Annotated in this window: 8 protein-coding genes; 3 read left to right on the top strand and 5 right to left on the bottom strand. The window is 63.3% G+C overall.

Annotation, left to right across the window (positions count from 1 at the left end; all coding sequences use genetic code 11):
- Positions 1-9 precede the first annotated feature (9 nt).
- A complete protein-coding gene (locus ISX93_RS03215; RefSeq protein WP_195777270.1) occupies positions 10-1,563 on the bottom strand; it encodes an arylsulfatase in 1,554 nt (517 codons plus the stop codon).
- A gap of 19 nt (positions 1,564-1,582) precedes the next feature.
- Positions 1,583-3,049 (bottom strand): DUF1254 domain-containing protein, encoded by a 1,467-nt coding sequence (locus ISX93_RS03210; protein ID WP_195777269.1) that lies wholly within the window; start codon positions 3,047-3,049, stop codon positions 1,583-1,585.
- Between the two features lie 87 nt (positions 3,050-3,136).
- Between ISX93_RS03210 and ISX93_RS03205 the strand changes: the two genes are divergently transcribed.
- On the top strand, positions 3,137-3,844 hold the full coding sequence (locus ISX93_RS03205; RefSeq protein WP_195777268.1) for a Crp/Fnr family transcriptional regulator: 708 nt from the start codon (positions 3,137-3,139) through the stop codon (positions 3,842-3,844).
- A 595-nt stretch (positions 3,845-4,439) separates the two neighbouring features.
- Positions 4,440-4,841 (top strand): ACT domain-containing protein, encoded by a 402-nt coding sequence (locus tag ISX93_RS03200; RefSeq protein WP_195777267.1) that lies wholly within the window; start codon positions 4,440-4,442, stop codon positions 4,839-4,841.
- Between the two features lie 110 nt (positions 4,842-4,951).
- On the opposite strand, the gene ISX93_RS03195 is transcribed toward ISX93_RS03200, so the two are convergent.
- Positions 4,952-6,409, bottom strand: coding sequence for a flavin-containing monooxygenase (locus ISX93_RS03195; RefSeq protein ID WP_195777266.1), 1,458 nt, complete (start codon positions 6,407-6,409; stop codon positions 4,952-4,954).
- Between the two features lie 298 nt (positions 6,410-6,707).
- Between ISX93_RS03195 and ISX93_RS03190 the strand changes: the two genes are divergently transcribed.
- Positions 6,708-7,739 (top strand): AraC family transcriptional regulator, encoded by a 1,032-nt coding sequence (locus ISX93_RS03190; RefSeq protein ID WP_195777265.1) that lies wholly within the window; start codon positions 6,708-6,710, stop codon positions 7,737-7,739.
- 305 nt (positions 7,740-8,044) lie between these two features.
- Here ISX93_RS03190 and ISX93_RS03185 read toward each other — a convergent pair whose 3' ends face one another.
- Both ISX93_RS03185 and ISX93_RS03180 read right to left on the bottom strand, forming a co-directional pair.
- Entirely contained in the window at positions 8,045-8,719 is a 675-nt protein-coding gene (locus ISX93_RS03185; protein WP_195777264.1) for a DUF3313 domain-containing protein, read from the bottom strand.
- Positions 8,720-9,003: 284 nt separating this feature from the next.
- Positions 9,004-11,289, bottom strand: coding sequence for a heavy metal translocating P-type ATPase (locus ISX93_RS03180; RefSeq protein ID WP_195777263.1), 2,286 nt, complete (start codon positions 11,287-11,289; stop codon positions 9,004-9,006).
- Positions 11,290-11,354 lie beyond the last annotated feature (65 nt).

Raw genomic sequence — 11,354 nt, 5'->3', positions numbered from 1 at the left:
CACTCTACGTCAGTTGGCTTTTTTCGCGCCGCCCAAGGTCTGTGCGCCGATACCGGCACCGGCCTGGCGTGGCGGGAACTCCTGCAGGCTCTTCTGGAACTTCATCAGCTGCGGCATCAGTAGCGGCATGATGTAGCTCTTCTCCTTCATCCACAGCAGGTGGCCGCCGGTCTCCGGGCTGCGCTCGAAGGGGTCGAGCTCGATGTCGACCAGCAGGCCGCCGTCCAGCACTTCGCGCTGGCCCAGCCAGCTGTTCTTCAGCGCCAGGTGCAGCTTCCACTGGTCAACGCGCACGGCGTTGAGGTTGTTCTCGCCATAGAAGAAGAACTCGCGGCGCGCACTCTTGCCCTGACCGGTGAGCATGGCGGTCTGGTCGTAGCCATCCAGATGCACCTTGTAGTCGCGTGCGCCGACCTTGGTGCCGGCCAGCAACTGCTGCTTGATCTGCGGTTCACCTGCGGCGGCCATCAGCGTCGGCAGCCAGTCCTCCATGGTCATGAATTCGCCAGTCCAGGTATTCGGCGCGATCTTGCCCGGCCAGCGCACGAACAGCGGCACACGGAAGCCGCCGTCCCAGGTGGTGCCTTTCTCGCCACGGAAGGAGGCACTGCCGGCACTTGGCCAATGGGCCAGATTCACACCGTTGTCCGAGGTGAAGATGACGATGGTGTTGTCGGCCAGGTCCAGCGCATCCAGCTCATTGAGCAGCTTGCCAATCACATCGTCCATGTGCAGCAGGCCGTCGGCGTACAGACCGTGCCCGCTCTTGCCCTGGAAGGCCGGCGGCACATGGATCTGCTGGTGCATGGCGACTGGTGCGAACCAGAGGAAGAACGGCTGCTCAGCCTGCTTGGCGCGCTTGAGCCAGGCAGTGGTCTGGGCCAGCACTTCGTCGTCGAAGGTTTCCTGGCGCTTGGCGCCGAGGGTGCCCTGGTCCTCGATGGTCTGCTTGCCGACCTTGCCGAAGCGCGGGTCGAGCGTGGCGTCATCCTTGTCGCTGGCGACGGTGTGCAGCACGTTGCGCGGCCGGCCGACGAAGTTCGGGTCTTTCGGGAACTCCGGCTGCTCGAACATTTCCATCATGTTCAAGTGGTAGAGGATGCCGAAAAACTCGTCGAAGCCGTGTACGGTCGGCAGGTGCTCGTTGCGGTCGCCGACATGGCTCTTGCCGAACAGCGCGGTGTTGTAACCACGCGCCTTGAGCAGCTCGGCGAGGGTCACATCCTCGGCCGACAGGCCGATGGGCGAGCCCGGCTGGCCGACCGAGGTCAGCCCGGTGCGGATCGGGTACTGCCCGGTGAGGAAGGACGCACGCCCGGCGGTGCATGACGGCTGCGCGTAGAAGTCGCTGACCATCAGGCCTTCAGTGGCGATGCGGTCGATGTTCGGCGTGTTGACCGCGCCGACACCCCGGTGAATCGCGGAGATGTCCATGGGGGCGACGTCGTCGACCATGATCATCACGATGTTCGGCGCATCGGCTGCCTGCGTGGCCACAGCCAGCAGACTCAGACTGGCACCCAGTGCCAGCTGGCGCAGACGATCAAGTAGCGGGTTATGCATGACGTTCTCCTGGTAAGAATCAGTTGGCAACTTTTTGCACCGCTGGCGCGGCATAGCTCTGGTCGAGCAGGCTCGGGCCGGGGAAATAAGCGCGCAGGAACAGGTTGAACTCCTTGCCTTTGGGCGATGGCAACCAGTTGGCCGCCTTGTCACCGGCGGGTTGCTCGGGCTGGATATAAATGTCCAGCGAGCCATCCTTGCCGTAGATCAGCCCGGGCACCTTGTCGCCGAAGGAGTAGCGTCCGGCCTCGTTGAACACCAGGTTGAAGTTCTGGTCGTACAGGGTCACCGACCAAAACGATTTGGCCAGCGGAATCTGTTCCTTGCTGAAATGGATCACGTAGTGGTGATCGCCATTCAGCGGCTGACCCTCGCTGTCGACAAAGGTGCGCAGCTTGACGGTCTCTTCGATCAGGTGTTCGGTGATGCCGGAAAACGCCTGGGTACCGGCGCGGCCGAGGAAGTCGCCGTCAGCCGCCATCCGCCCCCAGTTGCTCGGGCCGTAGAACCAGCCGTTCTGCGTGCGGGTGGCGCCGGTGATCGAACCGCCGGCCTTGGCCACGCGGCCGAGCAAGGCCTGGCCATCGACAATCGCCCGTTGCAGGCCGCGCTGGATGGCTGGATCGAGCTCATCAATGCTGCCCTTGGCTTGCGGGCCGAGGCCGACCAGGGCGAACTGCGTCAGCAGGGCGGCGTCGCGCGCTGGCGGCGGATTTTCCCGCAGCACTGCATTCATGGTCTTGAACGCGCCCAGCGGGTCGGTCTTCGGCGCTACATCCAGCACGTCGTGGCGCACTGCAACCTGAGCGGCCGGTTGGCCATAGTGCGACAGGGGCGTGATCTGGTAGCCATCCTGGAACGCGCGCATTTTCAGCAGATCGGCTGCGCTGCCATCGGTGTAGGTGCGGCCGGCAATGAAGGCCCAGGGTGTCCAGGACGGGATGACGCCCTTGATGCCCTTGGGCACCTCACCCTGCCAGCCCGGCCCGGTCACCAGATAATCGCCAGCGACGTTGTCAGTCGCGCGCACCCCGACATAGCCGATGGTGTCGGAGTAGAAATCCATCAGCTGTAGGGTGTAGTAACGCTCGTCCGGGTTGGCCGGCACGCTCAGCACCATGGGTTCACGCAGATCAAGCATGGCCAGCGAGTAGGGCGTCTCGCGGTTGGGTGAACCACCGTACTGCAGCTTCGGGTCGGACAGACCGCGTGAATGCCAGTACTGGTTGACGCCCATTTGCACCTGGCCCTGGCCACTCTCGATCCACTGGTAGCGCAGGTTGGCGTACATGATGGCGGGGAACGCATAGATATAAGCCTGCATGCCGGTCAGGTAGGCGAACTCTTCGTTCCACGGCGTGGCTGCCGGAGGCGAGGCCGCCGGTGCTAAGCTCTCGGCGGCGCTAACTGGAAACGCACCGCTGGCCGAGAAACACAGCAGCAGTGCCGCAGCGAACTTGCGTGAAGTCTGGCGAAGAATGGACATTGCATGGCCTCCCGAGTAAATACCCCGGACGATAAAGCGCCGCGCCCGGCAGCTCTGTCGCAAATGTGACGAAAAAGGAAAATCATCGTGCTGGATAGCTACCTGCCGCTGGCTCGCCGGTTACTCGAACAGACCGAACTGACTCACCGGGTTGCCGCCGCAACCCTTGACGACTTGCTCGCGGCTAGCAGCATCCAGCGCCATCCGCCCGGGCGCACCTTCTCCATGCGCGGCCAGCCCATGGCGAATTTGCTGTTTGTGCTGGAAGGCAGCCTGGAAGTCAGCATGGAAGGCAGCGACGGCCGCCGCTCCATCGTCTGGTACCTCGCGCCTGGCCAGTGGATGGGATTGATCCCGATACTCGACGGCAAGGGCGCAATCCATAACCTGCGCGCGCATACCGAGGCGGTCCTGTTGCATGTGCCGCGCGCAACTTTTCAGGCAGCCCTGCAGGCTGACCAAAGCCTCGCACTGATGTGTCTGGATGTGCTCTGTGAGCGCTCGCGCTCGATCTACGACAACATGGCCTCGGAGACTCTGCTGCCGCTGCGGGCGCGGGTGGCGCGCCTGCTGCTGCTGTTGCTGGAACAGCACGGGCGGGATGCCGTGACTGGCATCGAACTGGCGCTGAAGCTTTCCCAGGACGAATTCGCCGCCATGCTCGGCGTGACCCGGCAGAGCCTCAACCGCGAACTCAAAGCGCTGGAGAAGATGGCGGTGCTGTCGATTTCCTACTCGCGCATCACCCTGCAGGATCTCCCGGCCTTGCAGGCACTGGCCGGAGTGGCTGCCTGAGGGGGCGCTTATTCGCAATAGACCCGCTCGGTACGAATCGAGTAGTGTTCGAGGCGAATTTGCTCGCGCATCTGCATGAGCAATCGTGGCTTTCCAGCCATGGTGCATGACGCCCTTATTGGGTTATCCGCCCGCTGCACCGCCCGGTCTGGACAGGGATAGCGAAGAGGGCAAGGAGTGTTATCCATCCAGCCGGTGAAAGCGTTATTGGCCTGTTTGGGGGCTGTTTGTAGTTGGGCGGCTGCGTAATTGTGTGAAGGAGAAGTATGTGAGGATCATCGTCACTGCAGTCTCTTACGTCATTTCCTTGGCCGTGGTCGCTGCTTTGTCCTTCTTTCTTGTCCTTGTTCTTGCCGGTCCGCATGCTGGACTTCTACCTTCCTGGTTGGAGGTAGTCGTGTTGGGGGTGGGATGGCTGGCCGTTCTGGCATTGCCGGTGTTGTCGGCGCGTGCGGTCTGGCGTCGTATTACGGGTGCTAAGCCGCCCAACAACTAATGGGGTCGGAGTGATTTATTTTTAATCAATTACCCACGGTGAGTGCTACAAAATAATTGACTCCGAGCCTTTTGCCTCAGCTTTACCTCAGGTAATCAAATGCAGGCTGTTACCGATCTAAAAGAACTGCTGACCCACATGCAGCCGGTACTCAATTCCGGGCGCTATGCATTCGTTGCCGTGCCGAGCAACGTGATGCTTGATTCAAGTCTGATCGTGGCGTCAGTGCGCGAGCCAGAAGGCCTCTCGGTCATTGTTGCAGAGCACGTTGCGCTTGAGCTGGATTTGCCGGTGGCATTCACCGCGGCCTGGATCACTCTGACCGTCCATTCGGATCTTGCGGCGATCGGCCTCACTGCCGCATTTTCCAGTGCGCTTGGGCAGGCCGGGATCAGTTGCAATGTGGTTGCCGGCGTTCACCACGACCACCTGTTTGTTCCTGTCGATCAGGCGCAGGAGGCAATGGCGGCGCTGCGTGGATTGTCCCGGAGCACTGTGTAACGACAGAGGTTGGAGTGATTTTTTTAATCAATCACTCACGACGAGCGCCACAAAATAATTGACACCGAACCCCTCTGCAGATGGCCGCAAGTGGCCGTGCACTGCCTGGCTCAGCCGACCTCGAACTCTTCCAGTTTCGGCCGGCGCAATTCGCGGGTGAAGTGGGCGATGCCGAAGGGGTAGACGATTGGGTCGCCGTTGCCGTCCAGATACCAGCTCTGGCAGCCGCTGGTCCACACCGTGCCCTTCAGCCCCTGGCGAATCTCGTCCTTCAGGCGCAGCGCCACTTCCAGCTTGGGATTGAGGCTTTTCAACTTGCCGCTGGCGATCATCTCCAGGCATTGCATGATGTAGCGCACCTGGATTTCCGAGTTCTGCACGATCGAGTTATTGCCGATCGGGCTGTACGGGCCGAACAGCGAGAAGTAGTTGGGAAAGCCCGGCACGCCGATGGTGCGATAGCTGATCGGGCTGCCCTGCATGCGCTCGGCCAGCGTCAGGCCGTTCTCACCGACCACCTCGACCGAGGTGTGGTAGGGAATGAAGCCGGTGGAATACACCAGCACATCCAGTTCGACCACACGTCCGCTGGCCAGCTTGACGCCCTCGGGGACGATGCTGTCGATGGCGTCGGTGACGATCTCGACATTGTCTTTCTGGATCGCCGGATAGAAGTCCTCGGAAATGATCAGGCGCTTGCAGGCGGGCGGGTAGTCCGGGGTCATCTTGCGGCGCAGTTCGGGGTCGCGGATGGTCTGCAGGTTGGCCTTCACGCTGCGATTGAGCAGCCACAGGGTCAGCGGGTTGCCACGGGTGGCGCTGCCGAACAGGGCGTGAAACAGGTGCAGGCCGAACCAGTGTTTGAACCTGGCCAGCCACTGCAGTTCACGGTGGCGATCCTTGTGCGCGCGGCTGAATTTTTTGTCCGGCACAGCCAGCACCCACTGTGCGGTGCGCTGGAACAGCTTGACCTCGCCAGCTCGGTCAACGATGCCGGGGACAATCTGCGCGGCGGTGGAGCCGGTGCCGATGATGCCCACGCGCTGGTTGCGGATGTCCACGGTGTGATCCCAGCGCGCGGTGTGAAAAGCCGGGCCCTTGAATGAACCTACACCGGGAATCTGCGGATAGCGCGGTTCATGCAGCGCGCCGACGGCGGAAACCAGCACGTCGGCCCAGTCCTGCTCGCCGCAGCAGGTGCGGATCTGCCAGCGGCCGTCTTCCCAGCGTGCCGAGGCGATGCCGGTGTTGAAGCGGATGAACGGGGTCAGGCCGTACTTGCGTTCGCAGCGCTCGAAATAGCGCTGGATCTCTTCGCCGCGACCAAAGCGGAAATTCCACTCCGGGTTGGGGTCGAAGGAGTAGCCATAGCTTTGCGCCGGGACGTCGCAGGCGACGTTGGGGTAGCTGTTCTCGCGCCAGGTGCCGCCGACCCGTTCGGCCTTTTCGTAGATGCGGAAGTTGTCGTTGCCGGCTTCGCGCAGCTTGATGCCCATGACCAGGCCGGACATGCCGGCGCCGATGATGACTACCCGTGGCGGTTGGCGGTTGGGGGCGGCGTTGTTCATGTGATCTGTTCGCTCCAGAGTTGCATCGAAATGGCTATGTCCCCAGTTACCTGTTCCAGGCGAGCGCAGGGCACGTAGGGTGGGCTTCAGCCCACCGATAGCGGCCCGCACCTTGTGGTGGGCTGAAGCCCACCCTACGGCCGTCCCACGGCGACCCTGCGTTGTGCACCCGACACGAAGTACCCAGGACTGTAGAGTGCCGACCCCGGCTTGAGAATGTGCTTGGCGGCCTGCTACTTGTGATTAACGGTCATGGCGCTTAGGGTAGACCAGCAACCTTGAAGCTGCTGGAGTCCAGATGCCCCTGACCATTGCCATGACCCACCCGGTGGCCGGCCTGCTGCCTCCGCTGAAAATGATGCAGGGCGAAGGGTATGCCGCCGAGGCTTGTCTCAAGGGCACCGGCCTGCAGGTGCAACAACTGAATGAGCCTGCCCGCTCAGTAACCCTGCAGCAGGAGGTGCGTTTCTATCGCAACTTGCTGGAGTTGACCGGCGATGCGGCAATCGGCCTGCGCCTTGGTGCCGCCTTCGTGCCCCAGCGCTACGGCATCTTCGGCTATGCACTGCTCAGCGCCGCTACCCTGGGCCATGCGGTGAACATGGCAGCGCATTTTGTGGCGCTGAGTTTCAGCTGGTTCGAGTTGGCTTACAGCGTCAGGCAGGGCAGTGTGCTGCTGACCCTGAGTGACCGGCTGCAGATCGAGGCGGATGTGCGCAATCTGCTGCACGACCGCGACTGTGCGGCGGTGTGGGTCGACCTGGGCGAGATGCTCGGCCAGCGCTTGCCGCTTGAGCGGGTGACATTGCCCCACGACGGACATCGACGTGAAGCGGTGTATCGGGATTTCTTCGGCTGCCCGGTGGCGTTTGGCGGCATGCCGTCGAGTCTGCAATTCAATGCCGGATTTCTCGATCAGCCCCTGCCGCACCATGATGCGGTTGCCTCTGAACAATTGCGTCAGCAATGCCAGCTGCTGTTGGCACGTATGACTCGACAAAATCCGCTGGTGCAGCAGGTCCGCCAGTTGCTGTTGAGTCATCCGGGTCGCTTTGCGGAAGTCAGCGTGATTGCCGAACAGATCGGCATGTCCGAGCGCAGCCTGCGGCGGCATCTGACGGAGGAAAACACCAGCTACAAGGAGATACTCGACGAGGTGCGCTTTAGTCTGGCCAGGCAGTATTTGAGTGAAACCAGTTTGCCGCTGCAGGAGATCGCAGTGCTGCTGGGCTATACCGAGCCGGGGAATTTTACCCACGCGTTCAAGCGCTGGGCAGGTATCTCGCCGCGGCTATTTCGTGATGAGGTTCGTGGCTTGGCAAAAGGCTGAAGGTGAATCCTTGCCCGGCGGAATGTCTGGACCTTTGCGTTGCAAAGGTTGGGCATCTATAGGCTCGGCCTGCAAATAGATCGATTTTATGTAGGAGCCAGCTTGCTGGCGATCTGCTGCTCGAAGCGGATCGGCTCTGGCATCCTGCTTCGCTCTACCTCCTGCATCCATGCAGTCGTCGCCGGCAAGCCGCGCTTCTCTTCGGCGGGGCACCGGGTGGGAGGGCGGTGCAACAAAAGGCCGGAGCCAAAAAAAGGCCGGTCAGCCCTGATTGGCGCTGCCGGCCTGGTGTGTGGCGGGTGCGCTTACTTGAGCATGACGGCCATGTCGTCGGTCATGCCCTTGATGGCTTCCTTGAAGTCATCGGCGGTGATCTCCTGGCTGTCATTGTCCAGTTGCTTGCCGAAGACCTTGCGCACCACTTTTGCCACCGGCTTACCGCTGGCAGCATCGATAATGTCGGCCTCGATATACAGTTCGGTGTCCTGATCGCGGGTTCCGGTGGCCACCTGAACGCCGGAGATCACGGCTGAAACCGGAATCACGTTGTACCACTTCATGCCTTCGTTGGAGGCGGAAACCCCCGTCATCGCCGCGTTCAGGACCAGCGTGCGCGAACCGGCTGGCGCGGCTTGCAGGCTGGATACGACCTTGTATTTCTGTGCGAGGGTGCTCTTCACATTGCTGTCGGTGTAGGCCTGCAGTTCCTGCAGGGTCTGCGTGTTGACCCGCTCATTCGGCTTGGGTGCCGGATACTGTTGCAGGCCCTTGAACACCACGGTGTTGTAGGCCGAGGGTTGGAAGCCTTCGGCAACCCAGCGCATGGCTGTGGCGCCACTCGGTGTGGTGACTTCCTCGAGGCCGTCATAGTTGGGCAGGAAGCCCGAGTACTGGCTTTTTTCGGTGACCATCGAGGTGCAGCCGGTGAGCAGCAGGCTGCCCAGCGCTATACCGGTAAGCCATTGACGGGACATGTTCATGGTGGTGGCACTCCTTGTGTTGGACGATGGCAGCTGAGATTGCTGCAAGTTTGCTTGTGCGGGGTATTGCGGGATCCATCGACGAATCATGTATAGCCCAATGTCGGTTTTCTCGTGTGAAAAAAATGTAGAAACACGTGCGATCCGGCAGGGCTTTCGACGTTACCAGCTCGATGTGTCAGACGAATGACCCAAGTCAACGTTGACCTGCCTGCCCTGTTGCGCCGGCCCTTGATGGGTAGGCGACGCCCGCGCCGCGCTCGGGAGGCAGGCAGCAGCGGCGCCTAGCGCCGGTCGAGGTTGTGGTAGAGCTCGTTTTCCTGCTCGAAATGCAGGGTCAGCACGGTATCCAGGCGCAGCAGCACGCGCTGGATTTCCTCCAGCGTCAGGCTGCTGCGGCTGCTCGCCAGGTCTGCGTGCATGCGCGCCAGCAGGTGGGTCAGGCGGAAGATTTCCCGGTGGGTGTGGCTCATCGCTGCCAGCGGGTCGTCGCCATGCAGGTATGTGGTCAGCAGCGGGTACAACTGGCTTTCGTCATTCTGCTCGTGGGGCACCAGGTGGGTTTGCAGCTGTTCCAGCAGACCCTGCAGTTCGGATCTGGCCTGCGCCGGTGAATAGCTCGCCAGCTGGCTGGCCAGGTTGTGCACGGCCTCCAGCACGCGGGCCAGGTCGGCGTGCTCGTGCTTGAGCTGGTCGATGCTGGTGCCCTGCAGAGGCTCTGCCGTGCTGGCGTTGCGGCCGGCGCCAAGGGCGCGCAGGGCATTGAAGATCACCGCCACGTCGATCACTTCCTGGAGGATCGCGCCGCTCAGTGCTGGCAGGTAGCCGAGCGCGGCCACCAGCATCGCCAGCAGCGACAGGCCCATGCCGACCAGCACGCCCTGCTCGGCGATCCGCCGCGAGCGGCGGGCGATCTGCAGGGCTTCGGCGACGCGGTCGAGGCGGTCCACCAGCAGCACCACGCCGGCGGCTTCGGAGGAGGCGGTCGCACCGCTGGCGCCGAGGGCGATGCCGACATCGGCGACCGCCAGTGCCGGGGCATCGTTGATGCCGTCGCCGACCATCAGCGTCCGGCCAAACTGCCGGCCCTGCTGCACGGCGGCTACCTTGGCGGCCGGATCGAGACCGGCGCGAATCTCGTCCACGCCGGCCGCCAGGCCGATCATCTGCGCGGTTTCCAGACGGTCGCCGGTGAGCATCACCACCTTGCGGATGCCGGCCTGGCGCAGCCGGCGCAAGGCGTACGGGGATTCGAGGCGCAGCGGGTCGGCAAACAGCACGGCGCCGGCCATGACCCCGTCAATGCCGATGAAGCTGCCGCTGCAGGCCTGGTAGTCCATGCGCCGGAGGACGGCCGCATCCCACTCCGCGGCCGGCTGCTGGCCGGCGATGAAGTGATGCGCGCCGAGCTTGACCAGGTGTCCGTCGATCGTGCCGGAGAGCCCGGCTCCCGGTTGCTCCTGCACCTGCGCTGGCGCGCTGAGCCGGAGCCCGGCGTTGACTGCCGCGCTGACGATGGCTGCGGCAATCGGGTGCGGCGAGGCCTGCGCCAGCGAGGCCGTCAGCTGCAGCAACTGTTCCTGCGGGTAGCGCCCGCTGCTTTCCACCGACTGCACGCTGGCATGGCCGCTGGTGAGGGTGCCGGTCTTGTCGAGAAACAGCACTTCTACGCCAGCCAGTGCCTCGAGGGTGGCGCCATCCTTGACCAGGATGCCGCGCCGCGCGCAGCGCGAGATGCCCGACATGATGGCGACCGGCACCGCCAGGATCAGCGGGCAGGGCGTGGCGACCACCAGTACCGCCAGCGCGCGCAACGGATCGCCACTGAGCAGCCAGGCCAGTCCGCCGAGCAGCAGCGTCAGGGGTACCAGGGCCAGCGCGTAGCGGTCGGCCAGCCGCGCGAAGGGCGCCCGCGACTGGCTGGCTGCCTGCGCCATCCGCACGATGCCGGCGTAGGTGCTGCGCTCCGCGGTCTGGCTGGCGCGCAATTGCAGCGGGTCGCCGACATTGACCCCGCCACTGCGGATGCTCGCCCCGGCATGCAGGGTGACCGGCAGTGACTCGCCGCTCAGCGCCGACTCGTCGAGGATGGCCACGGCCGACAGCAGCACGCTGTCGACCGGCACCACCTCGCCCATGCGCAGCAGCAACTGATCGCCTACCGCGACCTGCTCCACCGGGATCTGCACCAGCTGGCCGCTGTCCAGGCGCGTGGCAAAGCGCGGCGCGCGGTTGATCAACTGCTTGAGTTCGCGCTCGGCGCGTTGCGCGGTGAAGTACTCGAGGGTGCGGCCGCTGGCCAGCATGATGGCGATGACCGCTGCGACCAGCGCCTGCTCGAGCAGGACCGCCGCACCGATCGAGAGCAGGGCGATCAGGTCGACGCCAACTTCGCGGCGCAACAGGCGCTGCACGATTTCCACCAGCAGCACCGCAGCCACCAGCAGGGCGCTGAGGTTCCACAGTCCGGCGGCCACCGCCGGCTGGTCCAGCCAGCGTGCGCCGCCACCGGCCAGCAGGGCCAGCAGGGTCAAGCCCAGCAGTGCCGGATTCAGCCAGTCCTTGTTCATCCAGTGACACTCGGCGAGGAGGTGATTGTCAGTTGTAACGCATTTTGGCTGTGGTCAGCAGCTAG

Origin of the sequence: Pseudomonas sp. N040, from assembly GCF_015637705.1 — a bacterium.
Lineage (GTDB): Bacteria > Pseudomonadota > Gammaproteobacteria > Pseudomonadales > Pseudomonadaceae > Aquipseudomonas.
The sequence above is the reverse complement of the archived record's forward strand: the minus strand, read 5'-3'. Positions and strand labels throughout refer to the sequence as shown.

Bases quoted from the DNA above. Each gene is read 5' to 3' on its own strand.
- ISX93_RS03215 (WP_195777270.1), bottom strand. From the start codon at position 1,563: ATGCATAACCCGCTACTTGATCGTCTGCGCCAGCTGGCACTGGGTGCC.
- ISX93_RS03210 (WP_195777269.1), bottom strand. From the start codon at position 3,049: ATGTCCATTCTTCGCCAGACTTCACGCAAGTTCGCTGCGGCACTGCTG.
- ISX93_RS03200 (WP_195777267.1), top strand. From the start codon at position 4,440: ATGCAGGCTGTTACCGATCTAAAAGAACTGCTGACCCACATGCAGCCG.
- ISX93_RS03195 (WP_195777266.1), bottom strand. From the start codon at position 6,409: ATGAACAACGCCGCCCCCAACCGCCAACCGCCACGGGTAGTCATCATC.
- ISX93_RS03190 (WP_195777265.1), top strand. From the start codon at position 6,708: ATGCCCCTGACCATTGCCATGACCCACCCGGTGGCCGGCCTGCTGCCT.
- ISX93_RS03185 (WP_195777264.1), bottom strand. From the start codon at position 8,719: ATGAACATGTCCCGTCAATGGCTTACCGGTATAGCGCTGGGCAGCCTG.
- ISX93_RS03180 (WP_195777263.1), bottom strand. From the start codon at position 11,289: ATGAACAAGGACTGGCTGAATCCGGCACTGCTGGGCTTGACCCTGCTG.